This window comes from Faecalimonas sp., from assembly GCA_029264305.1.
Classification (GTDB): domain Bacteria; phylum Bacillota; class Clostridia; order Lachnospirales; family Lachnospiraceae; genus Faecalimonas.
Map to the genome: position 1 here is coordinate 235,864 of JARICA010000008.1, position 25,665 is coordinate 261,528.

Annotated in this window: 23 protein-coding genes and 8 tRNA genes; 29 read left to right on the forward strand and 2 right to left on the reverse strand. The window is 34.7% G+C overall.

The window, feature by feature from the left end; genetic code table 11:
• Positions 1-53 precede the first annotated feature (53 nt).
• From ACY2U7_RS01775 to ACY2U7_RS01855, 17 genes are all read left to right on the forward strand, one after another.
• A tRNA-Glu gene (locus tag ACY2U7_RS01775) sits at positions 54-125 on the forward strand.
• 230 nt (positions 126-355) lie between these two features.
• Positions 356-5,905, forward strand: a complete 5,550-nt coding sequence (locus tag ACY2U7_RS01780) for an NPCBM/NEW2 domain-containing protein (RefSeq protein ID WP_461815739.1) — start codon at positions 356-358, stop codon at positions 5,903-5,905.
• Positions 5,906-6,016: 111 nt separating this feature from the next.
• Positions 6,017-6,880 carry a class II fructose-1,6-bisphosphate aldolase gene (gene fba / locus ACY2U7_RS01785; RefSeq protein ID WP_461810008.1) on the forward strand — a complete coding sequence of 288 codons (864 nt, stop codon included), beginning with the start codon at positions 6,017-6,019 and terminating at the stop codon, positions 6,878-6,880.
• A gap of 130 nt (positions 6,881-7,010) precedes the next feature.
• Positions 7,011-9,122, forward strand: coding sequence for a glutamine synthetase III family protein (locus ACY2U7_RS01790; protein WP_461815740.1), 2,112 nt, complete (start codon positions 7,011-7,013; stop codon positions 9,120-9,122).
• 18 nt (positions 9,123-9,140) lie between these two features.
• On the forward strand, positions 9,141-9,575 hold the full coding sequence (locus tag ACY2U7_RS01795; protein ID WP_461812677.1) for a DUF1700 domain-containing protein: 435 nt from the start codon (positions 9,141-9,143) through the stop codon (positions 9,573-9,575).
• A gap of 327 nt (positions 9,576-9,902) precedes the next feature.
• A complete protein-coding gene (locus ACY2U7_RS01800) occupies positions 9,903-10,058 on the forward strand; it encodes a hypothetical protein (protein WP_461812678.1) in 156 nt (51 codons plus the stop codon).
• 92 nt (positions 10,059-10,150) lie between these two features.
• On the forward strand, positions 10,151-11,314 hold the full coding sequence (locus ACY2U7_RS01805) for a THUMP domain-containing class I SAM-dependent RNA methyltransferase (protein WP_461812679.1): 1,164 nt from the start codon (positions 10,151-10,153) through the stop codon (positions 11,312-11,314).
• Entirely contained in the window at positions 11,307-11,906 is a 600-nt protein-coding gene (locus tag ACY2U7_RS01810; RefSeq protein WP_461812680.1) for an XTP/dITP diphosphatase, read from the forward strand. Before ACY2U7_RS01805 ends, ACY2U7_RS01810 begins: the two co-directional genes overlap by 8 nt.
• A 4-nt stretch (positions 11,907-11,910) precedes the next feature.
• Positions 11,911-12,390 carry a metallophosphoesterase family protein gene (locus tag ACY2U7_RS01815; RefSeq protein ID WP_461812681.1) on the forward strand — a complete coding sequence of 160 codons (480 nt, stop codon included), beginning with the start codon at positions 11,911-11,913 and terminating at the stop codon, positions 12,388-12,390.
• A gap of 189 nt (positions 12,391-12,579) precedes the next feature.
• Positions 12,580-12,654: transfer RNA gene (locus ACY2U7_RS01820), tRNA-Pro, on the forward strand.
• Between the two features lie 4 nt (positions 12,655-12,658).
• Positions 12,659-12,729 (forward strand) — tRNA-Gly (locus ACY2U7_RS01825).
• A gap of 43 nt (positions 12,730-12,772) precedes the next feature.
• Positions 12,773-12,846, forward strand: a tRNA-Arg gene (locus ACY2U7_RS01830).
• Positions 12,847-12,853: 7 nt separating this feature from the next.
• Positions 12,854-12,927 (forward strand) — tRNA-His (locus tag ACY2U7_RS01835).
• An 11-nt stretch (positions 12,928-12,938) separates the two neighbouring features.
• Positions 12,939-13,010 (forward strand) — tRNA-Gln (locus ACY2U7_RS01840).
• Between the two features lie 7 nt (positions 13,011-13,017).
• Positions 13,018-13,090: transfer RNA gene (locus ACY2U7_RS01845), tRNA-Lys, on the forward strand.
• 62 nt (positions 13,091-13,152) lie between these two features.
• Positions 13,153-13,232 (forward strand) — tRNA-Leu (locus tag ACY2U7_RS01850).
• Between the two features lie 296 nt (positions 13,233-13,528).
• Positions 13,529-14,467, forward strand: coding sequence for a hypothetical protein (locus tag ACY2U7_RS01855; protein ID WP_461815741.1), 939 nt, complete (start codon positions 13,529-13,531; stop codon positions 14,465-14,467).
• A 58-nt stretch (positions 14,468-14,525) separates the two neighbouring features.
• Here ACY2U7_RS01855 and ACY2U7_RS01860 read toward each other — a convergent pair whose 3' ends face one another.
• Entirely contained in the window at positions 14,526-14,774 is a 249-nt protein-coding gene (locus tag ACY2U7_RS01860; protein ID WP_461812683.1) for a helix-turn-helix domain-containing protein, read from the reverse strand.
• Between the two features lie 115 nt (positions 14,775-14,889).
• On the opposite strand from ACY2U7_RS01860, the gene ACY2U7_RS01865 reads away from it, so the two are divergent.
• Positions 14,890-15,048, forward strand: a complete 159-nt coding sequence (locus ACY2U7_RS01865) for a hypothetical protein (protein ID WP_461812684.1) — start codon at positions 14,890-14,892, stop codon at positions 15,046-15,048.
• Positions 15,049-15,091: 43 nt separating this feature from the next.
• Positions 15,092-15,526 carry an NfeD family protein gene (locus ACY2U7_RS01870; protein WP_461815742.1) on the forward strand — a complete coding sequence of 145 codons (435 nt, stop codon included), beginning with the start codon at positions 15,092-15,094 and terminating at the stop codon, positions 15,524-15,526.
• A gap of 18 nt (positions 15,527-15,544) precedes the next feature.
• Here the strand turns inward: ACY2U7_RS01870 and ACY2U7_RS01875 are convergent, their stop codons facing one another.
• Complete coding sequence (locus ACY2U7_RS01875; protein ID WP_461812686.1) at positions 15,545-16,540, reverse strand: aromatic acid exporter family protein; 996 nt, start codon at positions 16,538-16,540, stop codon at positions 15,545-15,547.
• Between the two features lie 165 nt (positions 16,541-16,705).
• Here ACY2U7_RS01875 and ACY2U7_RS01880 point away from each other — a divergent pair, with 165 nt between their 5' ends.
• The 10 genes from ACY2U7_RS01880 (at position 16,706) to ACY2U7_RS01925 (ending at position 25,661) form a co-directional block, all read left to right on the forward strand.
• Complete coding sequence (locus ACY2U7_RS01880) at positions 16,706-17,629, forward strand: beta-ketoacyl-ACP synthase III (RefSeq protein WP_461812687.1); 924 nt, start codon at positions 16,706-16,708, stop codon at positions 17,627-17,629.
• Between the two features lie 45 nt (positions 17,630-17,674).
• Positions 17,675-17,893 (forward strand): acyl carrier protein, encoded by a 219-nt coding sequence (acpP, locus tag ACY2U7_RS01885; protein ID WP_461812688.1) that lies wholly within the window; start codon positions 17,675-17,677, stop codon positions 17,891-17,893.
• An 84-nt stretch (positions 17,894-17,977) separates the two neighbouring features.
• A complete protein-coding gene (fabK, locus tag ACY2U7_RS01890) occupies positions 17,978-18,916 on the forward strand; it encodes an enoyl-[acyl-carrier-protein] reductase FabK (RefSeq protein WP_461812689.1) in 939 nt (312 codons plus the stop codon).
• The gene (fabD, locus tag ACY2U7_RS01895) at positions 18,909-19,844 is read left to right on the forward strand and encodes an ACP S-malonyltransferase (RefSeq protein ID WP_461812690.1); all 936 of its coding nucleotides are present in this window, start codon (positions 18,909-18,911) and stop codon (positions 19,842-19,844) included. The genes fabK and fabD overlap by 8 nt, the downstream gene beginning before the upstream one ends.
• Positions 19,838-20,578 (forward strand): 3-oxoacyl-[acyl-carrier-protein] reductase, encoded by a 741-nt coding sequence (gene fabG / locus ACY2U7_RS01900; protein ID WP_461812691.1) that lies wholly within the window; start codon positions 19,838-19,840, stop codon positions 20,576-20,578. Before fabD ends, fabG begins: the two co-directional genes overlap by 7 nt.
• A 12-nt stretch (positions 20,579-20,590) precedes the next feature.
• On the forward strand, positions 20,591-21,835 hold the full coding sequence (fabF, locus tag ACY2U7_RS01905) for a beta-ketoacyl-ACP synthase II (RefSeq protein ID WP_461812692.1): 1,245 nt from the start codon (positions 20,591-20,593) through the stop codon (positions 21,833-21,835).
• A 1-nt stretch (position 21,836) separates the two neighbouring features.
• On the forward strand, positions 21,837-22,250 hold the full coding sequence (locus ACY2U7_RS01910) for an acetyl-CoA carboxylase biotin carboxyl carrier protein (RefSeq protein ID WP_461812693.1): 414 nt from the start codon (positions 21,837-21,839) through the stop codon (positions 22,248-22,250).
• A gap of 13 nt (positions 22,251-22,263) precedes the next feature.
• Positions 22,264-22,692, forward strand: coding sequence for a 3-hydroxyacyl-ACP dehydratase FabZ (gene fabZ, locus ACY2U7_RS01915; protein WP_461812694.1), 429 nt, complete (start codon positions 22,264-22,266; stop codon positions 22,690-22,692).
• A 9-nt stretch (positions 22,693-22,701) separates the two neighbouring features.
• Complete coding sequence (gene accC / locus ACY2U7_RS01920; RefSeq protein WP_461815743.1) at positions 22,702-23,967, forward strand: acetyl-CoA carboxylase biotin carboxylase subunit; 1,266 nt, start codon at positions 22,702-22,704, stop codon at positions 23,965-23,967.
• 5 nt (positions 23,968-23,972) lie between these two features.
• On the forward strand, positions 23,973-25,661 hold the full coding sequence (locus tag ACY2U7_RS01925) for an acetyl-CoA carboxylase carboxyltransferase subunit alpha (protein WP_461812696.1): 1,689 nt from the start codon (positions 23,973-23,975) through the stop codon (positions 25,659-25,661).
• The last annotated feature ends 4 nt before the right edge of the window (positions 25,662-25,665 follow it).

Genomic DNA, 25,665 nt, shown 5'->3' on the forward strand with positions numbered 1-25,665 from the left:
TTTGTACTTGTATATTATAATAAAATGTTATATACTATACGAGTACGAAAAATGGCTCCATGGTCAAGCGGTTAAGACGCTAGCCTCTCACGCTGGAATCAGGGGTTCGATTCCCCTTGGAGTCACTTTAATATAGACTGTCAAGTTCTTTATAAAAGAACTTGGCAGTTTTTTTATTATTGGGAAAATGTTGCAGAAAAAACTATACTTTGTAAAAATATCCAAAAAATAAAGAAAATTTGAATGATAAGAAAAGATACTATGTACAAAGTAACGAAAACGATAAAAAACAATAAAAAATATTGAAAAAATTAGTGAAAACATACAAAATAGAAGATGGTAAAGGAGGAATATTATGAAAAGAAATACAAAACGAAATATAATTATGAGTATATTGCTCGTATTTACTTTATTGGTTCAGCCGATGGTAAGTTTAGCACAAAGTAAAGACGGCAATGAAAAGAAGAATGGAACAATCGTTATTGATGTACTTGATTTTGGGGCAGATCCAACAGGTGTAAATGACAGTGCAGAGTCAATTTGGAATGCATTAAAAGAAGCTAAAAAGGTATCAGATGGAGGGAAAAAATCAGTTACATTAAATTTCCCAAAGGGAGAGTATCACATTTATAAAGACAGAGCACAGAAAAGAGAGTATCACACTTCTAATACGAATAGTATTGAAAATCCAGTGAAGACAATTGGTATTTTAATTGAAGAACAAAAGAATCTTACTATTGAGGGAAATGGGTCTCTTTTTATGATGCATGGGAATATGATGGCTTTAGCTGTAGCAAAATCAGAAAATATTAGATTACATAATTTTTCATGGGATTTTGCTGTTCCAACAGTATCTGAGATGACAATAACAAATATGGGAAAAGAAGGAATACATGAGTATACCGATTTTTATATTCCAAATTGTTTCCCATATGAAATTCAAGGAAATACAATTCTTTGGAAGAGTGAAAATAGTCCATATACAAATAAACCATATTGGACAGAAAAAGGAATTCACAATGCATATTCAGTAGTGGCTTATCAACCTGAGTCAGAAATGACAAGAGCATACTATACAAATCAAGGACCGTTTGAGGCAGCAACTAAAATCGAGAAAATAGGAAATAATCAAGTTCGTGTACATTATGTAGGGAAAAGACCAAATATGCAAAAAAAAGGTATGGTTTTAGAACTGGCAAGTAGTGCACATAGAGAAACAGCAGGTGCATTTACTTGGGAAAGTAAAAATGTTCATACAGAAAAGGTGAACGTACATTTTATGCATGGGTTTGGTTGGCTAATTCAAATGAGTGAAAATGTATATTATAAAGATTGTAATCTTATGCCAAGAGAAAGCTCAGGACATTTAACAGTAAGTTATGCAGATGGTATTCATGCTTCAGGTGCTTCAGGAGAGATTGTAATTGAGAATTGTAATTTTGCAAATACACATGATGACCCGATTAATTTGCATGGAACGTTTACTCGAGTGGAAAAAAGAATAGATGCGCATACATTAGAACTGAAGTATATTCATAACCAACAGGGAGGTTTTCCACAGTATCATGTAGGAGATAAAGTACAATTTTTCACAAGAGATTTACTTTCTTCAACAGATGGAGAAAAGCAATATGAAGTAGCAGAAGTGATTTCTAATCCAGGCGAACATGGAAATGATCTTCGCACAATGAAAGTGAAATTTAAAGAAGAATTACCTAGCAATCTATCCGATAAAATTGGGGTTCAGCCGAAATATGTTGCAGAAAACGTGACATATGCACCAAAGGTTACAATTAGAAATTGTACGTTTAGAAATGTACCTACACGAGGTATACTCTGTACAACAAGAAAGGAAGTTGTAATTGAAAACAACGTTTTTCATAATATGTCTATGGCGACTATTTTCCTTTCAAATGACTCGAATGATTGGTACGAGTCAGGACCTATTCGAGACATGAAAATTAAAAATAATACGTTTTATGTAAAAGATATTGGAAGAACAAGTTGGGAATATGCGCCAGCGATATATATCCATCCAGTAACAAAGGGCGGACAATTCCCAGATGCGTCAAATCCAATCCATAAAAACATTAGTATTGAAGGAAATACGTTCTATATGGATGAAGATACGGTAGTAAAGGCGGAAAGTGTAGAAAATTTGACGTTTAAAAATAACAAAGTATATCGTATGAATCCAGATGTAAAAGTGGGGATTACATTACAAAACCAAACGATTCAAGCTGGTCAATCTGTTCAGTTAAAAACAGATGCGCAAGGAAATACAAATAATAAAAATGTAGATAATGTTTTTGAATTCACAAAATCAAAAGATATTAAGATTGAAAATAATGTGTATGATGATGGATTAAAATTATACGCAATAGCAGAAGATGATGCGACAGAAAAGAATATTTCAATTCAAGGTGATGATATTAAAATCATTCGTAATAAAAATCAAGCACCAGTAGAACCAGTACGAAATATCTGTTATGCAAGTACAAATCCAGATGTAGCCATTGTAAATAAAAATGGACAGATTAAAGGTATCAAGGCTGGGAAAACAACTGTTTTTGCTTATTGTCAATGGAATGATACGATTGTAAAATCAAATGAGATTGAAGTGACGGTTGCTGGAGAAGTAACAGAATCTGATGCAATTCAAATTAAAGAAGATGATAATAAAGAAGTGAAAGTGAATGAAAAAATAAACTTTACACTGAAAAAAGGAACAGGTGCAACTTGGTCGGTAACAGATTTTGTTACGAATGAAGAAACAAACATTGCAACGATTTCTGCTACAGGAGAATTTACTGCAAAAGCAAATGGTGTTGTTTGGGTAAATGCAGTTAAAGGAAATGCAAAAGACAGAAAAGCAGTTATTATTTATGGTGGAGAAGTACAAGCATTAAATACAGATTTTGCTATTACACGTGAAGATAAGGCGAAGTATAAGTTGACTGAAAAATCTATTGAATTGACAATGCAGCCAGGTGATTTATATACAAATACAAATACGGTTAAGAATTTATTTTTATACAATCCGAAGAATGTTGATAAAAATAATCTTAGAGCAGTTGTAAAAGTAGATGGATTACCAATCAAAGAGGATAATCAATGGGATACAGCATCGTTTATTTTGTATAATGATGATGACAATTATGTAACAGTAGGAAAAAAATCTCATTATAATGGGATTGCTACAGTGGAAGAAAAAAATGCTTCTGCGCAAGAATATCACGGAAAAGTAGAAGACAATAATCTAAGTTCTGCGTATTTAGGAATCACCAAAAAAGCAGACAAAATTACACTTTCTTATAAAAAGGAAAATGGAGAATGGCAGACAGCAAAAGAATTTACAAATGCTTCATTTGGAAATAATTATAAAATTGGCATGGCTTGTTGGGAATCAAAAGCAAGAGCGAAGAAAGTAACTTTTTCAGATTTCCATGTAGGAAGTGCAGATACAGATTTTGCTGCGTTGTTAAAAGAAACCGCAATTTCAGTGCAAAAAGGTAAGACGGAGCGTCCAACAGTATCCGATGTAAAAGCAAAACGAGAAAATGGTAAAGTAAAAGTAGAATATACATTTGCTGATAAACAGGGAGCAAAAGAGGGAGAAACTGTATACAGATGGTATTGGAAAGAAAATGAAGAAGAAAAAACAATAGTGACGAAAGAAAAAGAACTTTCCGTTGCAGGTAAAACAGATATTTTTTGTCAAGTATATCCAAAAGACCAATATGGTATTACAGGAAAACCAAGTGAAAAAGTAAAGGCAGAAATTACGCCGGAAGATACAGATGAATTACAGGAAATTTCTGTAAATCATGGTGTTGTATATAAACGTGGTGCTAATAAGCAACAGAGCGTATTTGTTCCAAAAGCATTACAAAAAATAGAAGTATCTTATGTTTCTGTAAATGATGGCATAGGAGAAACTCGAGTATATAAAAATGGCGTACAAGTAGAAGGAAAAAGGAATAATACAGATCACCTTATGTTAGAGGTACAAGATAAAGATGAAATTAAAATTGTGCGTGGAAAGAATACATATATATTAACTGTACAGTTAAAAGGTGATAGTACAATTCAAGTAAATAAATTAAGTATGCCTCAACTTCATTTTGAACAAAACAAGCCGATAGAAGAAAGGAGTTTCTATACAAATGGAATTGGTAGTGCAACTTCATCTGATGTTGTAGTAGAAACAGAAGGAAAAATTGGAAAAGTAGAAGTGTTTGAAGGTGAATATAGAAAGCCATTAAAAGTTTCAAATGAGAGAAACAGATATATAGCAAAGGCAAAATTTAGAAATGGATTAAATAGTTTTTATATTCGTGTTTATGCAGAAGATAATACAACTTATAAACAATACATTTTAAATGTGACATATATGCCTTCATCAGAAATAAATGTAAGTGGAATTACATTGAATGGAAAAGTGATAGAAAACTTTGATGGAACAAAGGAAGACTATTTCTTTGCGTTAGACAAAACGGAAAAGCACTTAAAGGTTAAAGTAGATACAACTGTTTCAACAGTAAAAATTTCTTTGAATGGTGAAGTGAAAAATGGTTTGGAGGCTACATTTAATGAATTAAAATCAGGGGAAAACACTCTTCTTATTCAGTGTGTGGCAGGAGATCAACTGCTTAAGAAAAATTATCGCATAACCGTGTACAAACAATTTGATCAAAATGCGGGAATTCAAGAAGTTCTCTTAGGTAAAAAAGATATCACGTCTGATATACAAAATGAGAAAAACCTAAGTGAACAGTTTGTGGACGCAGATAAAGTTATGTTGAAAGTAACAACCATTGATCCAGATGCCACAGTGGAAGTTAAACAAGGACGAGAAAAGGCTGCAACAAGAAATCGTTTTGAGGGAGAGTTGAATGTTTATGATGGACTCCAAAATGTAGACATTATTGTAACAGCCGCTGATGGAAAGACAAAGGAAACCTATCGCATTGCATTAAGAAAAGGTGCATATTTATCAGATTTAGAATGGGAAAGTGCTACAGTAGGTTATGGAACACAAGTAAATCGGGATAAAAATCATTTAGGAAGCACAATTCAGTTGGCAAATGAAAAAGGAGAGCCAGTAGAATTTAAAAAAGGTTTAGGAACTCATGCAGAATCTGTAATTGTATATAACATTGCTGGAAAAGGTTACAAAGCATTAGAAGGATTTGTTGGAATTGATTATTGTCAGTATAATGCGAATGACGGAAAAGTACAGTTTTGTATTGAAGTGGATGGACAAAATGTATTTGATAGTGGTGAAATGACACAAAAGACTCCAATGAAAAAATTTGCGGTAGAATTACCTAAAAATGCAAAGAAAGTTACACTTAAAGCATTACAAGGCGAAAATAATTTTAATGATCATGCGAACTGGGCGGATGCTAAATTTTTAGGAACATTTCCTGAAAAAACATATTCCATTACAGCGAAACCTAACCATGAGCAAATGGGGGTAGTAGAGATTGTTCCGGAAAAATCTATTTATCAAATAGGAGAAGAGATAAAAGTAATAGCCAACGCAAATGAAGGATATACATTTATAGGTTGGGTAGAAGATAATTCCGTAATCAGTATGGATAAAGAATATACATTTACAGCAGATAAAAACAGAAATCTGATTGCACAATTTGAGAAAGTTGAAGAACCAGATAAACCAGTAACACCGGATAAACCGATAATCCCAGAAGAACCAAACAAACCACAGATTCCTTCTAAACCTGCAAAACCAAATGCACAGAAACCTTCGCAGAATGGAATTATAGAACAATCACATAATGCAGTGAAAACAGGTGATAAGAGCCACAGTGAGATGATGGTGTTTGGACTTGGAATTTCTGCGATTACTTTGGCATATGTGCTAGGAAGAAGGAGAAAATAGGCATTTATTTTGTCAGGTAGTTGGAAAACAGAATTTAGGGTTTCCATTTTGAAAAAATTAGGGTATAATTATCTTATGTTAAAAATAGACAAACAAACGGAGGAATGAATTATGTTAGTATCAGCAAAAGATATGCTTCAGAAAGCGAAAGCAGGACATTATGCAGTAGGACAGTTCAATATCAATAACCTTGAATGGACAAAAGCAATTTTACTTACAGCACAAGAAAACAATTCACCAGTTATCTTAGGTGTTTCAGAAGGTGCTGGAAAATATATGGGTGGATACAAAACAATCGTTGGAATGGTAAACGGATTGTTAGAAGAATTAAACATTACAGTACCTGTAGCACTTCACTTAGACCACGGTAGCTACGAAGGATGTTTGAAATGTATTGATGCAGGATTTTCATCAATTATGTTCGATGGTTCTCATTATCCAATCGAAGAAAATGTTGCTAAAACAAAAGAATTAGTAGCAATTGTTAAAGAAAAAGGAATGTCTCTTGAAGCTGAAGTAGGTTCAATCGGTGGAGAAGAAGATGGAGTTGTAGGTGCTGGTGAATGTGCAGATCCTGCAGAATGTAAAATGGTAGCAGATTTAGGAATTGACTTCCTTGCAGCAGGTATTGGTAATATTCATGGTAAATATCCTGAAAACTGGCAAGGACTTAGCTTTGAAACATTAGATGCTATTCAGCAGTTAACAGGAGAACTTCCATTAGTTCTTCATGGTGGAACAGGAATTCCAGCAGATATGATTAAAAAAGCAATTGATTTAGGTGTATCTAAAATTAACGTAAATACAGAATGCCAGTTAGCTTTTGCAGCAGCAACTCGTGCATATGTAGAAGCAGGAAAAGATTTACAAGGAAAAGGATTTGATCCACGTAAATTATTAGCACCTGGTTTTGAAGCAATCAAAGCAACAGTAAAAGAAAAAATGGAATTATTCGGTTCAGTAAATAGAGCATAAGGATAAGAAAAATACAAAGAGATGTGGTTAAGGCTACATCTCTTTTTTGCATTAAGAAAAACTTGCAAAAAGAAAAAAAGTAGGGTATCGTATAAGTAAATTTTGGTATACGCTGGAGGAAGAGGAGAAGATGAGTGATTTCATTAATGTGGCAGAGATTTTTGGTGAGAATGTATTTAATGATACAGTTATGCAAGAGAGACTGCCGAAGAAAGTATATAAAGATTTAAAGAAGACAATAGAAGACGGAAAAGAATTAGATCTTGCAACTGCGGATGTTATTGCACACGAGATGAAAGAGTGGGCAATTGAGAAAGGGGCAACGCATTATACGCATTGGTTCCAACCTTTAACAGGAGTGACAGCAGAAAAGCATGATTCTTTTATTTCTGCACCAATGGCAAATGGGAAAGTACTTATGAGTTTTTCGGGAAAAGAATTGATCAAGGGAGAGCCAGATGCGTCTTCTTTTCCATCTGGTGGACTTCGAGCGACTTTTGAAGCAAGAGGATATACAGCTTGGGATTGTACATCACCCGCTTTTGTTCGTCAAGATGCGGGAGGTGCAACATTATGTATTCCAACAGCCTTTTGTTCTTATACAGGAGAAGCTCTTGATCAGAAAACACCATTACTTCGTTCTATGGAAGCGTTAAACAAACAAACATTACGGTTACTTCGTTTGTTTGGAAACACAACATCTAAGAGGGTAATTCCATCAGTGGGTCCAGAACAAGAATATTTTTTAGTTGATAGAGAAAAATATTTAAAGAGAAAAGATTTAGTGTTTACTGGAAGAACTTTGTTTGGTGCAATGCCACCAAAGGGACAAGAATTAGATGATCATTACTTTGGTAGTATTCGAGAAAGAATAGCGGCATATATGAAGGATGTGAATGAAGAGTTGTGGAAATTGGGAGTTTCTGCAAAGACACAACACAATGAGGCTGCACCAGCACAGCATGAACTAGCACCAATTTATGCACAATGTAATGTGGCAGTAGACCATAACCAGTTAATTATGGAAGTGTTAAAGAAAGTGGCCGCAAGACACGGGTTACATTGTCTTTTACATGAGAAACCGTTTGCAGGGGTAAATGGTTCTGGAAAGCATAATAACTGGTCTTTGACAACAGACGATGGAAAGAATTTGTTAGAACCAGGAAAAACTCCCCATGAAAATATTCAATTTCTTTTCATCTTGATGTGTGTATTGAAAGCAGTAGATACATATCCAGAATTGTTAAGAGAGTCTGCAGCTGATCCGGGAAACGATCATCGTTTAGGAGCAGCAGAAGCACCACCAGCAATTATTTCCGTATTCTTAGGTGAACAGTTAGAAGATGTGTTGGATCAGCTTGTATCAACAGGTTCAGCCACACACAGTTTAAAATCAGGGAAGTTGGAAACAGGTGTGCGTACTCTGCCAAATCTTGCGAAAGATGCGACAGATAGAAATAGAACATCTCCGTTTGCTTTTACAAATAATAAATTTGAGTTTCGTATGGTTGGTTCAAGAGATTCGGTTGCTGCACCAAATGTTGTAATCAATACAATAGTGGCCGATGCTTTTTCTGATGCTTGTGATATCTTAGAACAGGCGGAAGATTTTGATTTAGCAGTCCATGATCTGATTAAGGAATATGCTATTCAACATCAAAAAATTGTGTTTAACGGAAATGGATATTCAGAAGAATGGGTGGAAGAAGCAAAAAGAAGAGGACTTCCGAATCTAAAATCTATGGTAGAATCTATTGATGCTATGGTTTCGGATAAGGCTGTAAAATTATTTGAAAAATTTAATGTATTTACAAAGGCAGAATTGGAGTCGCGCGCAGAAATTCAATATGAAACATACGCAAAAGCAATCAATATTGAAGCGAAAGCAATGATTGATATTGCAAGTAAGCATATTCTTCCAGCAGTAGTTAAATATACGAAACAATTAGCAGATACAGTTATTGCAGTAAGAGAAGCAGGAGCAGACGCTGAAGTGCAGTCGGAAGTCTTAAATGAAGTTTCTAGATTATTAAAAGAAGCAAAAGAAGCACTTGTAAAACTCGGAGAAATGACGAATCAAGCACAAGAAAAAGAAGAAGGAAAAGAACAAGCATTTTGGTTCTATGAGGAAGTATCACCAGCAATGCAGGCACTTCGTGATCCAGTGGATAAGTTAGAGATGATAGTGTCAAAAGAAGTGTGGCCTATGCCTTCATATGGTGATTTAATGTTTGAAGTATAGAAGAAAGTGAGTTAGAGGATGAATCACAATAAGTTTTTAAGCAGTCTTCGAGAAGCACTCGAAGGGAATATGAGTGAACAGGCGATAAAAGAGAATATACAATATTATAAGACGTATATTGAAGAAGAGGTAAAAAAGGGACGAGCAGAAAAAGAGGTTATAGAAGAATTGGGAGACCCATGGATTATTGCCAAAACATTAATTGAATCTCCAGGTTGTGAACAAACCTATGAAAGTGCAAATGATACTGTGACACAATATGAAACACAAGAAAGAAAAATGCATATTTTCGGGTTGGATACATGGTGGAAAAAATTACTGCTTATTGTTAGTATTGTGGGCATCATATTTTTTGTAGTAACACTTGTAGTAGGTATAGCACGAATAATATTGCCTATACTTATACCGTTTTTAGCAATTATGTTTTTGATTAAGTTCTTTCGTGATAAATAAAAAGGCGACAAATCATGTCATGTGATATGATTTGTCGCTTTTTATATAGAATATTTCAAGATATAGTAAAAGACCGATAGGGGAGCTATCGGTCTTTCGAGGGGAGTATAAATAATTAATAAGGGGTTGTAGAAATAATTTCTACATGGGTTAGTATAATATAAATTGGTAAAAAAAGCAAGAAAAACTTAAAAAAAAGTTAAGGTTCTTATTTTTTTTGTAATGAATAGAAAAAGAAATTTAAAGACATAATATTTTTGTAATCAAAGTACAACACAGTTTATTAAGCTGTATTTTGAGAAACAAAAGAATGAGGAGGAAATAATTATGGCAAAAACAAATGCAACAAATAACCGAACAAGAAATGCATATTCATCAGAGGAAGATTATCAGAGCAAGAAGAATAAAACTTCAAACAAAAATACAAATGCAACAAAAAACAAAATGAATAATGCACAGTCAAACAAATATAGTGATAATTAAATTTTTCGTGGGGATGCTAAAAAATAGCGTCCCCATTTGACATATAGAAGAATTTCAAATAATATAGGAAATATAGAATATTGGAGGTATATATGGAAAAAATAGAGTTGATTGCTCCTTGTCATTTTGGGTTAGAATCTGTCCTGAAACGAGAAGTGCAAAATTTAGGATATGAAATATCAGTTGTGGAAGATGGAAGAGTTTCATTTTATGGTGATGTAGACGCTATTTGTCGTGCGAATATTTTTTTAAGAACGGCGGAACGTGTTTTGCTGAATGTGGGAACATTTAAAGCAACAACATTTGAAGAATTATTTCAAAAAACAAAACAAATTGAATGGGAAAAATATATTGCTAAAGATGGTAAATTTTGGGTAACTAAAGCGGCATCTGTAAAGAGTAAATTATTTAGTCCTTCAGATATTCAATCCATTATGAAAAAAGCTATGGTAAATCGTTTGAAAGAACACTATCATGTAGATTGGTTTGAAGAAAGTGGAGCATCGTATCCTGTTCGTGTATTTATTAAAAAAGATATGGTAACGGTGGGACTAGATACATCTGGTGTTTCTTTACATAAGAGGGGATACAGACAACTATCTAGTAAAGCCCCTATTACTGAAACTCTGGCAGCAGCGCTCATTATGCTGACACCATGGAAAAAAGATAGAATTCTTGTTGATCCGTTTTGTGGTAGTGGTACATTTCCGATTGAAGCTGCAATGATTGCAGCGAATATAGCGCCTGGGATGAATCGATCGTTTACGGCAGAAGAATGGACAAATTTTATTCCGAAGAAAGCATGGTATAATGCAATTAATGAAGCAAATGATTTGGTAGATGATGAGATCGAAGTTGACATTCAAGGGTATGACATAGATAAATCAGTTATTAAAGCGGCTAGAGAAAATGCGAGAGAGGCAGGAGTAGAACACTTAATACATTTTCAAGAACGTGGGGTAAAAGAACTGAGTCATCCTAAAAAATATGGATTTATTATTACAAATCCACCATATGGAGAAAGATTAGAAGAGAAGAAAGATTTGCCGAAATTATATGGAGAATTTGGAGAAAGTTTTAAGAGGTTAGACAGTTGGTCAGCATACATGATTACCAGTTATGAAGATACAGAAAAATACTTTGGAAGAAAAGCAGATAAAAATAGAAAAATTTATAATGGTATGTTGAAAACATATTTTTACCAATTTTTAGGACCAAGACCACCAAAAAAACAAAAGGAGGATACAAATGAATAAGGGAATTTTATTTGCTACAGGAAATGAAAATAAAATGAAAGAAATTCGCATGATTTTAGCTGATTTGGGAATGCCTATTCGTTCTTTAAAAGAGGCTGGAATTGATATTGATATTGTGGAAGATGGAAGTACATTTGAGGAAAATGCTATCATTAAAGCAACTGAAATAGCAAAATTAACAGGAGATATTGTGTTGGCAGATGATTCTGGACTCGAAATAGATTATTTAAATAAAGAACCGGGAATTTATTCGGCTAGATATGCAGGAGTTGATACGTCTTATGATATTAAAAATCAACTATTATTAGATCGATTAGAAGGGGTTCCGGATGAAAAAAGAACAGCAAGATTTGTATGTGCGATTGCCTGTGCATTTCCTGATGGTGCAGTAGAAACTGTAAGAGGAACAATTGAAGGAATGATCGGACATGCAATAGAGGGAGAAAATGGATTTGGATATGATCCGATTTTTTATCTTCCACAATATGGTTGCACAACTGCGCAGTTAACTCCAGAGAAGAAAAATGAATTGAGTCATAGAGGAAAAGCGCTTCGTGCTATGCGAACGATTATTGAGCAAAAGTTAGGATAATAAAATGAGAGTTTTAATTGTAAGTGATACACATAAATTACATAAAAATTTAGATATTGCATTAAAACAGGCTGGAGAAATTGATTTGCTTTTACATATGGGTGATGTAGAAGGTGGAGAGGATTATATTGAGGCTGTTGCAGGATGTCCAGTAAAGATTGTTGCGGGAAATAATGATTATTTTTCAGATTTAAACCGTGAGGAAGAAATTCAACTAGGGAATCATCATATTTTTATGACACATGGACATTATTATTATGTATCTGTAGGAATGGAAAGGATTAAAGAAGAAGGATTTGCAAGAGGCGCAGATATTATTATGTTTGGGCATACACATAGACCATATCTTGAACAAGGAGATAAAATTACTATATTAAATCCAGGAAGTTTATCGTATCCGAGGCAAGAAGGGTTTCGGGCAAGTTATATGATTATGGAAATTCATGAGGATAATTCTGTAGAATATGAATTGCATTATATTTAAAATGCAATAAAACGATAAAAAATAAAGATACCCCAAAAGCTGGAAACCCTTGTAAAATCAAGGGTTTCGGGTGTTGATTTTATTATTAAAATAAAAAAATAAAAAAAAATAAAAAAAGTTGTTGACATTTCTTGTAAAAGCATATATAATAACCATTGTGTCACGGAGATGACAACAAAAACTTCACATCGGGGTGTGGCTCAGCTTGGCTAGAGCGCCTGGTTTGGGACCAGGAGGTCGCAGGTTCGAATCCTGTCACCCCGATTCTGCGGGTGTAGTTCAATGGTAGAACACTAGCCTTCCAAGCTAGATACGTGGGTTCGATTCCCATCACCCGCTTTCTTAAAGCAAATTTGATTAAATTACTTTAAGAGAAGCATATGTGTTTGTAGCTCAGTTGGATAGAGCAACGGCCTTCTAAGCCGTGGGTCAGGGGTTCGAATCCCTTCAAGCACGCTTTGTGGTGGGTATGGTGCAGTTGGTTAGCGCGCCAGATTGTGGTTCTGGATATCGTGGGTTCGAGTCCCACTATCCACCCTCAAATATAGTGGGCTATCGCCAAGCGGTAAGGCACAGGACTTTGACTCCTGCATTCGTTGGTTCGAATCCAACTAGCCCAGTTGATATGGAGCATTAGCTCAGTCGGTAGAGCACTTGACTTTTAATCAAGTTGTCCGGGGTTCGAATCCCCGATGCTTCACTTGATGAACAAGCGAAAGTTTGTTCATATTTATTTTAAGAAGAGCACTTAAAATATCATATGCGGATGTGGCGGAACTGGCAGACGCGCTAGACTTAGGATCTAGTGGGAGACCGTGCAGGTTCGATTCCTGTCATCCGCAGTATAAAGAAAAGCACTTGAAAGTTATAAAGATAACTTTTAGGTGCTTTTTTCTGTGCAGTCTAGTTGCAAAAAATTTCTAAAAATGAGAAAATGTAAATAATTATTTTGATTTTGAAGAAAAGTAATTTGAACAACTATTGTATATTTATGTATTGAAATCTTTGATATAAAATGATATGATGAACAAAATTAAATGGGAGTTCTAATTTTGTTTATGTTTTAGTGAAAATTTTGCTAGAAGATTTGAGGAAAGAGGACTCTGTTTTAGGACGAAAAAGAAAAGGAGAAACTAAAATGAAAAAAGCCGTAGCAGTAATTTTGGCATTAGCCATGACATTTAGTCTTGCAGCTTGTAGTGGTAACAAGGTGTCAGATTCTGAAAAAAACTCATCAAAAGATAGCAAAACAGAAAGTACAGAGAAGAAAAACGACGATAACAAGAAATTTATAAACGATGACTCACCATGGCCAACTGGTAAAAATAATGATTTCTATTATGATAGGATGAAAGCAAAATGGAAAGGGGTTTTAAATGAAAAAGACGCACTTGTATCAGTAAAAAATCATGTTAAGGTAAAACGTGATACGGAACTTAAATATCGTGGCGCAGCGAAATTGAAAAATGGGGAAATGGCACAGGTTGATATGGTATTAGATGGGAAAACATTGTTTAGTTTTTATATTGATCAAGGAAGCGGTTGTCATGTACTAGATAAAAGTGGTAATGTGTGTGATGTATATAGCATGCCAGTAGAAAAGTCATCTTTAATTAGTGATGCACGTAAAGTATTGAGTGATATTTATTATGAGTGCGATTATATTGATTCTAGTGATAAAGTTGAAGGGGAGAATGGTAATACTTATTATCGCGTCCAAGAAGAAGAATACTCAAACCAACAGTCGATGCGCACTTATTTACGCAAATTATTTACGGAAGAAAAAGCAGAAGAGGTCATGAAAGATATATCTAAGAAGTGGATTGAAAAAAATGGTGCCTACTATGCTCCGGAGGTTTATGATAGAGCAGATGAGGCTTATGCTTTTGTAGCATATCGTCCAAAGAAAGTTACTGCTAATAAAATAATCTTTAATCAGATTTTCTATTATTATAATATGGATAAAGAGAACCAACATGTGAAAGGCTTACACAAAGAAACTGAAACAGAGTGTATTCTAGTAAAAGAAGGGGATAACTGGGTTTTGGAAAAATGTGAACTTCCACACCAAAATTAGAAAATATAAAAATTTCGACCAACTGCATAGCGGTTGGTCGTTTTAAAATAGTATCATTTTACTTTGTAATCCCTTTTTTATGAGACTGTGTTTGTGGATAAGGAGTTTTTACATCTGTCAATTCGAGTAGATAATCCGTACTAGTGTTGTAATATTTTGCTATAGTTACAAGATAATCAATCGGAAGTGTCCGGATTCCACTCTCATATCTTCTATAAACTTCGCGATGGCATTTTAAAATATCAGCCATATTTTCTTGCGTTAAATCATGGTCAGTTCTTAAATCTTTCAAACGTTTTAAATACATATAATCACCTCTTGATTAGGCTACCATTTAGTGGCATAATAAAAGTGAAAATACAACCATATAGTAGCAAAAACACAACTTGAATGAAGAAAAGTTTAAGTTAGAGGTAAGAAAAATGAAAAACACTTTAGAAGAGAAACAAATGGTGCGAGCAATGCATATATTGTTCCAAGATGATAGAGAATATAATGCCCAAGTAGTGAGAGATTTAACCGAGGAAGAATTTGAAAGATTTTTACAATGGTGTCCAGAGTTTCTTGATGAAATTCCATAACATGAAAAGCACTTGTGGGTAAATGAAAATAGGAGGGATTTCTATGGAGAATGTTATTTGGTTAAGTTTGATAATTGTATTTCTAATTATTGAAATTATTACGGTTGGACTTACGTCTATATGGATGGCTGGTGGTGCATTAGTAGCTTTGATTTTAAATTGCTTAGGAGTCAATGTCATTTGGCAAATAGTAGCTTTTTTTGTAGTATCAATTATATTAATGATATTTACACGTCCTTTTGCAAAAAAATATATTAATTCGGGAAGAACAAAGACAAATTATGAAAGTGTTATAGGGAAAATGGCAAAAGTAACAGAAACGATTGATAATTTGAATGAAACTGGAAGTGCTATTGTAGATGGACAAGAATGGACAGCTAGAGCGAAGGATCCGGTGGGAATTATTGAAAAAAATGAAATTGTTAAAGTTACAGATATTGTTGGTGTCAAATTAATTGTAGAGAAAGTAGAAAAATAGGATGTGCTTTTGCACATTCTATTTTTTTGTTTCCCAAAAAATTTTAATCTCATGTGGGGAAAGGCTTTCTGTAAATATTCTTTTTAAAATGAGGATTTCTTGCAATTCATTTACAATTTCGTACAGAACGGCACGAGATTCAAATTCCTGTCGAGTGGACGGAAGAGGGGTAGAACGAAACTTTTGACGTAGCAGGGAAAGATATTTTAGTAAATCCTCCGCATTATCATAATTTTCCATGGAAATGGCAGTTATACGCATAAATTTAGAGACTAAATTTGTTTGAGAATAAGATTCTTGTAAGCGAGGAAGATTATGGTGAATTTGTTTTAAAATAACAGTTTGTTTAGAACGCATATGGATATAATTCACGTAGTAGCTCATATCCTTAAGAAAAAAATTTTTTTGTGTATATTGTGCATGAGAAAGAGAATTGGAAAGAAGAATTTCTAATTCGGAGAGACTTTTAGTAATGGTTTCGCTTAAATATTCTTGAAAAATAGCTCGAGACATTGTAAACAGGATTTGAGCCATTTTTTCTTCTATTTCTTTTTGTGACTTTTGCATTTTTTTAATTTTGTTTGGCATATAAAGATTCATTAAAATTCCCATGCAAATGCCAATTAACATAAGACATAATTCGTTTATAAGAAGAGCTACAGAAATTTTTTTGACTTTTAATAGATGCAGCATAAGAACGGTACTCATGGAAAATCCTTCTGTTAAGTGTAAAAGTTGACAAAGAAGTTGATAGAGAGCAAGATAAATTCCTAGGCTAATTAAAGAATAATGTAATGTTGGGAAAATGCATATTGCTGTTAATACGGCGATAAAAAAAGAAAAAAGTCGTTTTCCTGCAATAAGAAAAGTATCTTTTTTGGTGTTTAATATGCTTAAGAGAGTGATTGTAATAACAGAGGTAGAAGAAGTTAGAGAAAATGTTTCTGCAATCAAAAAAGCAATGCAACATCCAATTGAAATTTTAAAAGTTTTAATATAATCAAGAGAGTTCATAACAGTCTCCTTTTCCTTAAATTTTAGGGTTTTTCTACTATAGTATGTCTAAAACAATATAATTTATAAATAAAAAGAAGAAAATTATAGTTGACAAAAATTTTTTTAGTAGTATACTTTGAATATCAAAATATTTGAAACCAAAAGAAAAATGGGGAAAAGAAAATGATAGGAAAAATATATGGGACGGGATCGTATATTCCGCCTACTGTAATGGAGAATGATGATTTAGCAAATTTTGTAGAAACAAGTGATGAATGGATCAAAGAAAGAACTGGAATTATGAGACGCCATATTGCACAAGAAGAGGATACAGTTTATATGGCAGTAAAATCAGCAGAAAGAGCATTGAAAAATGCAAATATAATGGCTGAAGAAGTTGATTTTATTATTGTGTCAACAATATCTTCAAGTATAGTTTTGCCATGCACTGCTTGTGAAGTGCAAAAGGAAATAGGTGCTGTAAATGCAACTTGTTTTGATTTGAATGCAGCATGTAGCGGATTTCTCTTTGCTTATAATACAGCGCAGGCTTATATTGCAAGTGGAATATATAAAACAGGAATTGTTATAGGTGCAGAGAAACTTTCTGATTTAATTGATTGGAAAGATAGAGGAACATGTATTTTGTTTGGAGATGGTGCAGGTGCGGTTGTATTAAAAGCTGTGGAAGGAAATCCATTTCCACTTATAACACATTCAGAAGGAGAAAAAGGCAAGGCGCTTACTTGTGGTCAAAATGATTTTATTCATATGGATGGTCAAGAAGTGTTTAAGTTTGCTATAAAGCAAGTACCAAAATGTATTGGTGAATTACTAGAACAAAATCATTTGCAAAAAGAACAAATAAAATATTTTGTTCTACACCAAGCAAACAGAAGAATTGTAGAAGCAGTTGCAAAAAGATTACAAGTAGAAATAGAAAAGTTTCCTATGAACTTGCAGGAATATGGTAATACTTCTTCAGCTAGTATTCCAATTTTATTGGATGAAATGAATCAGAAAGGATTCCTAAAAAGAGGAATGAAAATTATTATATCAGGATTTGGGGCAGGCTTATCTTGGGGGGCAAGTTTAGTGGAATGGTAATATCCAATTTAGGATTACATAAATAAAAAATAAAGGAGAAAAAACATGTTAGAAAAAGTAAAAGAAATTGTAGCAGATTCATTAGGAGCAGACATCGAGGAATTAACACCAGAAACTTCATTTAAAGAGGATTTAGGTGCAGATTCTTTAGATTTATTTGAAATGGTAATGGCATTTGAAGAAGAATTTGAAAAAGAAATTCCTACTGAAGATTTGGAAAAATTAACAACAATCGGAGATGTAGTTGCCTATTTAAAGGGATAGAGAAAAAAGAAATAGAAAAAAAGTCAATTGGGGACGTAGTCAAATTGAATTTGGCTACGTCCCCAATTGAAGAAAGGTTATCATATGAAAACAAGAGTGACGGAATTATTGGGAATTGAATATCCGATTATACAAGGAGGTATGGCTTGGGTTGCTGAGTATCATCTTGCGGCAGGTGTATCAGAAGCAGGCGGTCTTGGTATGATTGGAGCTGCAAATGCACCGGCAGAATGGGTACGGGAACAGATTAAGGAAGTAAAAAAAATTACAGATAAGCCATTTGGTGTAAATATAATGTTGATGAGTCCGAATGCAGATGCAGTGGCTCAAGTGGTTGTGGAGGAAAAAGTACCTGTTGTGACAACAGGAGCAGGAAATCCTGAGAAATATATTAAAATGTGGAAAGAGGCTGGAATAAAGGTAATTCCTGTTGTGGCTTCCGTAGCTATGGCAAAGCGTATGGAACGTTATGAGGTAGACGCAATTGTAGCAGAAGGGACAGAAGCAGGAGGGCATATTGGAGAAAATACAACAATGGTCCTTGTTCCACAAATTGTTGATGCAGTAAAAATTCCAGTCATTGCTGCAGGCGGTATTGGAGATGGGAGAGGAATGGCAGCAGCTTTTATGTTAGGAGCAGAAGCGGTACAGTTAGGTACTTGTTTTGTTGTAACAAAAGAGTCTATTGTTCATGATAATTATAAAAAATGTATTGTGAAAGCAAAAGACATTGATTCGAGAGTAACAGGAAGAACAACAGGTCATCCGGTACGTGCATTGCGAAATCAGATGACGAAAGAGTATTTGAAATTAGAAAAGGAAGGTGCGTCTTTAGAAGAACTGGAACTTTTGACTTTAGGAGGGTTAAGAAAGGCAGTCGTAGAAGGCGATGTAATAAATGGGAGTGTAATGGCGGGACAAATAGCAGGACTTGTGAAAGAAGAAATGAGTTGCAAAGAGTTTGTTGAAAAACTGGTAACAGTTGCAGATAGATTAATGAAAGGAAAGAAGTTTTATGAATAAAATCGCATTTGTTTTCTCTGGACAGGGAGCACAAAAAATAGGTATGGGAAAAGATTTTTATGAGCATAGTGAAATTGCAAAGAATATATTTGATACTGCTTCGGACAAACTTGGATTAGATTTAAGGAAGTTATGTTTTGAAGAAAACAATTTGCTTGATCAAACAGAATATACACAGGTTGCTCTTGTGACTACATGTCTTGCTATTGCAAGAGAAGTGGAAAAAAATAATTTGTATGCAGATGTGACAGCAGGATTGAGTTTAGGTGAATATACTGCAATAGCGATTGCGGGAGGAATGGCGGATATGGATGCTATTTCCATTGTGAAAGAACGTGGGCGATTTATGCAAGAGGCAGTTCCAAAAGGCGAAGGGACAATGGCAGCCGTTTTAGGAATGAAAAAAGAAGAGATTGAAGAAATTATTGAGCCTATGGACGATGTCTTTATTGCTAATTATAATTGTCCAAATCAGATTGTGATTACGGGTAGAACAGAGGCAGTAAAAAAAGCAAATGAGAAACTTTTAATTGCAGGAGCAAAAAGAGTTTTACCATTGCATGTGAGTGGTCCATTTCATTCGCCATTTTTAGTTGGAGCAGGGAAAAAATTAGATGAATTATTGGAAAAAATTTCTTTTACGGAATTGAAAATTCCCTATGTGACAAATGTAACAGGAGAATATATTACAGACATAAAGAAAACGAAAAATTTACTTGCAAAACAAGTAGCTTCTTCGGTTCGTTGGCAAGAAAGTATAGAAAATATGATTGCTCAAGGTGTGAATATATTTGTGGAAATTGGTGTAGGAAAGACTTTGTCTGGATTTATTAAAAAAATTGATAAAACTGTAAAAACATATAGTATCAGTACTTGGGAAGATATGGAGAAGGTAGTTTCTGAACTTGGAGGTGTGAATAGATGTTAAGGGGACAAATAGCAGTTGTGACAGGTGGTTCAAGAGGAATTGGGAAGGCGATTGCACTAGAATTAGCAGAGCAAGGAGCTCATGTCATTATTAATTATCATGGTTCAGCACAAAAAGCAGAGGAAGTAAAGGAAGAGATAGAAGGAAAGGGAGGAACGGCAGAAATTATGCAGTGCGATATTGCAGATTTTTGTGCATGTGAGAAATTTTTTCAAGAAATCATTGAAAAATATAAACGAATTGATATTTTGATTAATAATGCTGGAGTGACCCGTGATGGTCTGTTAATGAAGATGACAGAAGAAGATTTTGATATGGTCATCAATACAAATTTAAAAGGAACATTTCAATGTATGCGTTTTGTCACAAGACAGATGATTAAACAACGCTATGGAAGGATTATCAACATTTCTTCTGTTGTAGGAGTTGTTGGAAATGCTGGGCAGTCAAATTATGCAGCATCTAAGGCTGGAGTAATTGGTTTGACAAAGTCTGCAGCTAGAGAGTTGGCATCAAGAAAGATTACAGTAAATGCGATTGCACCTGGATTTATCGAGACGGATATGACCAAAACTTTACCAGATCGAGTGAAAGAAGAGACTATGACAAAAATACCAGTTGGATATTATGGAAAGCCAGAAAATGTTGCCTGTGCAGTTAGTTTTTTGGCATCAGAGAAAGCCGGATATATTACAGGGCAAGTGCTTCACGTAGATGGTGGAATGGCAATATAAGGAGAGTATATAATGAAAAGAAGAGTTGTTGTGACAGGAATGGGAGCAATTACCCCGATCGGAAATTCAGTGGAAGAATTTTGGGCAGGGATTAAGAAAAACCAGATTGGTATCGGAGAAATCACAAAATTTGATACAACGGAATATAAGGTGAAACTAGCAGCAGAAGTAAAAGGATTTGTTGCAAAAGAAAGAATGGATTTTAAGGCTGCAAAACGTATGGAACCATTTTCGCAATATGCAGTTGTAGCTGGAAAGGAGGCTTTTGAAGATGCTGGTTTGTGCATGGAAAAAGAAGATCCATTCCGTATAGGAGTGATTATCGGTTCAGGGATTGGAAGTTTGCAGGTTGTGGAAAGAGAATATGATAAATTACAAACAAAAGGTCCGGCACGTGTAACTCCATTGATGGTTCCGCTTATGATTTCGAATATGGCAGCTGGAAATGTGGCAATACAACTTGGTTTAAAAGGGAAATGTACAAGTGTTACAACTGCCTGTGCAACGGGAACACATGCAATTGGGGATGCATTTCGTGCTATTCAATATGGTGATGCAGATGTTATGTTGGCAGGGGGAACAGAAAGTTCTATTTGTCAAACGGCTGTGGCTGGCTTTTCGGCATTAACTGCATTGACAACAAGTACAGACAAAAATAGAGCTTCTATTCCGTTTGATCGAGATAGAAGTGGGTTTGTTATCGGGGAAGGAGCTGGTGTTGTTGTATTGGAAGAATTGGAACATGCCAAGGCAAGAGGTGCTAAAATATATGGTGAAATTTTAGGATATGGTGCAACTTGTGATGCACATCATATTACATCTCCAATCGAAGATGGTAGTGGCGCAGCGAAGGCTATGGAACTTGCTTTAAAAGAAGGAGGAATACATCCTAGCGAAGTGGACTATATTAATGCGCATGGAACAAGCACACACCATAACGATTTATTTGAAACAAGAGCAATTCAACTTGCATTTGGTAAAGATGCAAAGAAACCAATTATTAATTCAACAAAATCAATGATCGGACATTTGCTTGGAGCAGCTGGAGCAGTAGAATTTATTACTTGTATCAAAACAATTCAAGAGGGATTTATTCATCAGACAATGGGAACAGAAAATTTAGATGAGGAATGTACACTAAATTATGCGATACATTCTCCAATTGAGAAAGAAGTGAATTGTGCTATTAGTAATTCGCTCGGATTTGGGGGACATAATGCGACTATTCTAGTGAAAAAATATAAGGAGGAAGAATAAAATGGAAAATAGTCAATTAATTGAATTAATACATACTGTATCTTCCTCAAAGTTGACAGAGTTTCAATATGAAGAAAACGGAATAAAAATCGGAATGAAAAAAGATGGTCAAGTGTCTATTCCACAAGTGAAAGTGGAAGAAGTACAAATAAAGGAAGAAATGGAAGAAGAAACTAAAGAAGGAAAGATTGTAACTTCTGCATTAGTGGGAACATTTTATACTTCGCCTTCGGAGGATGGGGAACCGTTTGTAAGTATAGGTGATGTAGTAAAGCGAGGACAAACTTTAGCAATTGTGGAAGCAATGAAACTGATGAATGAGATTGAAAGTGAATTTGATGGTGTTGTGGAGGAAATTTTCGTAGAAAATGGACAATCTGTAGAGTATGGGCAACCATTATTTCGCTTAAAATAGAAAAGGAGAAGAGATGAAAGGGTTAACGGTACAAGAAATTTGTGAAATTATTCCCCACAGACATCCGTTTTTGCTTGTGGATTATATAGAAGATTATGAACCGGGAGAATTTGCAATAGGATACAAATGTGTGACATACAGAGAAGATTTTTTCAAAGGGCATTTTCCAAAAGAACCGATAATGCCAGGAGTACTTACTGTAGAGGCATTGGCTCAGGTTGGAGCTGTTGCTATTTTATCAAAAGAGGAAAATAAAGGGAAAGTGGCATATTTTGGTGGAATACAGAAATGTAAATTTAAAGGGAAAGTTGTTCCGGGAGATAAGTTAAAGTTAGAAACAAGAATAATTAAACAGAAAGGACCGCTTGGTATTGGAGAGGCAGTTGCCAGTGTAGACGGAAAAGTGGTGGTAAGTGCAGAATTGACTTTTATGGTTGGATAGGTGGAAAACATGATAAAAAAAGTGTTAATTGCAAATAGAGGTGAAATCGCAGTACGAATTATCCGTGCCTGTAGGGAAATGGGAATTGAAACAGTGGCAGTATATTCTGAAGCAGATAAAGAGGCGCTTCACACACAATTAGCAGATGAGGCAGTTTGTATCGGACCTGCGGCTTCGCAAGAAAGTTACTTGAATATGGAAAGAATTATTAGTGCAACAATCACTTCTGGAGCAGATGCCATTCATACAGGATTTGGATTTCTTTCAGAAAATAGTAAATTTGCAGAGTTGTGTGAAAAATGTCATATTACTTTTATTGGGCCTAAATCAGAAGTAATTCGAAAAATGGGAAATAAATCGCAAGCAAGAGAAACTATGATTGATGCGGGAATACCAGTTATTCCAGGAAGCAGTGAAATTGTTTTGGATATAGAAAGAGGACGAAAAATTGCAGAAGAGGTAGGATATCCGGTTATTATAAAGGCTGTTCTTGGTGGTGGTGGAAAAGGAATGCGTGTAGCATATACTGAAGAAGAATTTTTAAACAGTTTTCAAACAGCACAAAAGGAAGCACAAGTATCTTTTGGGAATAATTCTATGTATATTGAACATTTTGTGGAAAATCCAAGACATATTGAATTTCAGATTTTGGCAGATCAATATGGAAATGTGGTACATCTTGGTGAAAGAGATTGTTCTATTCAAGAAAACCATCAAAAGTTGATAGAGGAGTCACCTTGTCCAGTACTTTCTGAAACACTTCGTAAAAAAATGGGAGAAGTAGCTGTAAAAGCTGCTAAGGCAGTGCAGTATGAAAATGCGGGGACAATCGAATTTTTATTGGAAAATGATACACAGTTTTATTTTATGGAAATGAATACAAGAATACAGGTAGAGCATCCAGTAACAGAATGGGTGACAGGAATGGATTTAATTAAGGAACAGATTAAAATTGCTTCTGGTGTACCTCTTGCTTATACACAAAAGGATATTCGGCTAGATGGTCATGCTATCGAGTGTAGAATTAATGCTAAATCTTCTGGGAAAATCTTAGATGTACATTTTCCAGGAGGAGAAGGTGTGCGGATTGATACAGCCCTATATCATGGGTATATCGTCCCACCATATTATGATTCTATGTTGGCTAAATTGATTGTACATGGGAAAACGAGAGAGGATGCTATTGCAAAACTAAGAAGTGCCCTTGGTGAAGTGATTATAGATGGAATTGGTACGAATATAGATGAGCAGTACGATATTATAGAAAAGATGTGAGTAAAATGAATTTAAAAAAAATGTTTAAAAAAACAAATTACATTTCATTAAATGAATCGTCCCCAAAAGAACAGATACCAGAAGTGCCGGAAGGAATTTTAAAAAAATGTAATTCTTGTAAGTCTGCTATTTTTACAGAAGATGTAAAAAATGGATATTATATTTGTCCCAAATGCCACAATTATTTTCGAGTTCATGCAAAACATCGATTAGAAATGGTTGTAGATGCAGGGAGCTTTGAAGAATGGGATAGAGGATTATGTACAAGAAATCCATTACAATATAAAGGGTATGAAGAAAAAATTAGGTTAACGCAGGAAAAAACAGGGTTAGAAGAAGCGGTTATTACTGGAAAGGCGAAAATTGAGGGGAAATTAGTAGCGATTGGTGTATGTGATAGTCGCTTTATTATGGCAAGTATGGGAGAAGTTGTGGGGGAGAAAATTACCCGTATGGTGGAACGTGCCACAGAAGAAAAACTGCCAATTATTATGTTTGCTTGTTCTGGAGGCGCTAGAATGCAAGAAGGGATTACTTCTCTAATGCAAATGGCGAAAACAGCTTCTGCATTGAAAAAACATAGTGATGCAGGTGGATTTTATATTTCTGTTTTGACAAATCCGACAACAGGTGGTGTAACAGCAAGTTTTGCTATGTTAGGTGATGTGATTTTAGCAGAGCCGAATGCATTGATTGGATTTGCAGGACCACGAGTTATTGAACAGACAATAGGACAAAAATTACCGAAAGGATTTCAGAGGTCAGAGTTTTTATTAGAGCACGGGTTTATCGATGCGATTGTAGAAAGAGAAGAGTTGAAAAAAGTTTTATTTCAATTAATTGATTTACATGAGCAGAAAGAAGTGTGTGAGAAACCAAAGGATATGTATATAGAAGAAAACACGATATATGCAGGAGAAGCATGGGAGTGTGTATCAAAATCTCGAATGAAAGATCGTCCAACAGGATCTGATTATATTGGCAGAATTTTTACAGACTTTATAGAATTACATGGGGATAGATATTTTCAGGACGACAAGGCTATTGTTGGAGGAATTGCGAAGTTTCAAGGGATTCCGGTAACAGTTATTGCCCAGGAAAAAGGAAAGACAACAAAAGAAAATTTGAAAAGAAATTTTGGAATGCCATCACCAGAAGGATATAGAAAAGCGTTACGATTAATGAAACAGGCGGAAAAATTTCATCGTCCAATTGTGTGTCTTGTGGACACGCCTGGGGCATTTTGTGGAATTGATGCGGAGGAACGAGGGCAAGGTGAGGCAATTGCTAGAAATATTTATGAAATGTCAGCACTAAAAGTTCCAATACTTTCTGTAATTATAGGAGAAGGAGGAAGTGGAGGAGCTTTGGCGATGGCGACTGCAAATGAAGTATGGATTATGGAGAATGCTATTTATTCCATTCTTTCACCAGAGGGGTTTGCATCTATTTTGTGGAAAGATAGTAAACGGGCAAAAGAAGCGGCAGAAGTGATGAAATTGACGGCAAAAGAATTGAAAGAGGCAGGAATTGTAGAAGATGTTATTAAAGAACCAAATCATTTGACGGTAGAAAATTTATCTGTTGTTTGTGAAGAGTTAGAGAAAAAAATCAAATGTTTTCTATGGAAATATAGAAAAAAAACGGAAATAGATATAGCAGAAGAACGTTACCAACGTTTCCGAAACATGTAGAGAG

Coding starts and splice junctions, on each gene's coding strand:
- ACY2U7_RS01780 (WP_461815739.1), top strand. CDS start 356: ATGAAAAGAAATACAAAACGAAATATAATTATGAGTATATTGCTCGTA.
- fba (WP_461810008.1), top strand. CDS start 6,017: ATGTTAGTATCAGCAAAAGATATGCTTCAGAAAGCGAAAGCAGGACAT.
- ACY2U7_RS01790 (WP_461815740.1), top strand. CDS start 7,011: ATGAGTGATTTCATTAATGTGGCAGAGATTTTTGGTGAGAATGTATTT.
- ACY2U7_RS01795 (WP_461812677.1), top strand. CDS start 9,141: ATGAATCACAATAAGTTTTTAAGCAGTCTTCGAGAAGCACTCGAAGGG.
- ACY2U7_RS01800 (WP_461812678.1), top strand. CDS start 9,903: ATGGCAAAAACAAATGCAACAAATAACCGAACAAGAAATGCATATTCA.
- ACY2U7_RS01805 (WP_461812679.1), top strand. CDS start 10,151: ATGGAAAAAATAGAGTTGATTGCTCCTTGTCATTTTGGGTTAGAATCT.
- ACY2U7_RS01810 (WP_461812680.1), top strand. CDS start 11,307: ATGAATAAGGGAATTTTATTTGCTACAGGAAATGAAAATAAAATGAAA.
- ACY2U7_RS01815 (WP_461812681.1), top strand. CDS start 11,911: ATGAGAGTTTTAATTGTAAGTGATACACATAAATTACATAAAAATTTA.
- ACY2U7_RS01855 (WP_461815741.1), top strand. CDS start 13,529: ATGAAAAAAGCCGTAGCAGTAATTTTGGCATTAGCCATGACATTTAGT.
- ACY2U7_RS01860 (WP_461812683.1), bottom strand. CDS start 14,774: ATGTATTTAAAACGTTTGAAAGATTTAAGAACTGACCATGATTTAACG.
- ACY2U7_RS01865 (WP_461812684.1), top strand. CDS start 14,890: ATGAAAAACACTTTAGAAGAGAAACAAATGGTGCGAGCAATGCATATA.
- ACY2U7_RS01870 (WP_461815742.1), top strand. CDS start 15,092: ATGGAGAATGTTATTTGGTTAAGTTTGATAATTGTATTTCTAATTATT.
- ACY2U7_RS01875 (WP_461812686.1), bottom strand. CDS start 16,540: ATGAACTCTCTTGATTATATTAAAACTTTTAAAATTTCAATTGGATGT.
- ACY2U7_RS01880 (WP_461812687.1), top strand. CDS start 16,706: ATGATAGGAAAAATATATGGGACGGGATCGTATATTCCGCCTACTGTA.
- acpP (WP_461812688.1), top strand. CDS start 17,675: ATGTTAGAAAAAGTAAAAGAAATTGTAGCAGATTCATTAGGAGCAGAC.
- fabK (WP_461812689.1), top strand. CDS start 17,978: ATGAAAACAAGAGTGACGGAATTATTGGGAATTGAATATCCGATTATA.
- fabD (WP_461812690.1), top strand. CDS start 18,909: ATGAATAAAATCGCATTTGTTTTCTCTGGACAGGGAGCACAAAAAATA.
- fabG (WP_461812691.1), top strand. CDS start 19,838: ATGTTAAGGGGACAAATAGCAGTTGTGACAGGTGGTTCAAGAGGAATT.
- fabF (WP_461812692.1), top strand. CDS start 20,591: ATGAAAAGAAGAGTTGTTGTGACAGGAATGGGAGCAATTACCCCGATC.
- ACY2U7_RS01910 (WP_461812693.1), top strand. CDS start 21,837: ATGGAAAATAGTCAATTAATTGAATTAATACATACTGTATCTTCCTCA.
- fabZ (WP_461812694.1), top strand. CDS start 22,264: ATGAAAGGGTTAACGGTACAAGAAATTTGTGAAATTATTCCCCACAGA.
- accC (WP_461815743.1), top strand. CDS start 22,702: ATGATAAAAAAAGTGTTAATTGCAAATAGAGGTGAAATCGCAGTACGA.
- ACY2U7_RS01925 (WP_461812696.1), top strand. CDS start 23,973: ATGAATTTAAAAAAAATGTTTAAAAAAACAAATTACATTTCATTAAAT.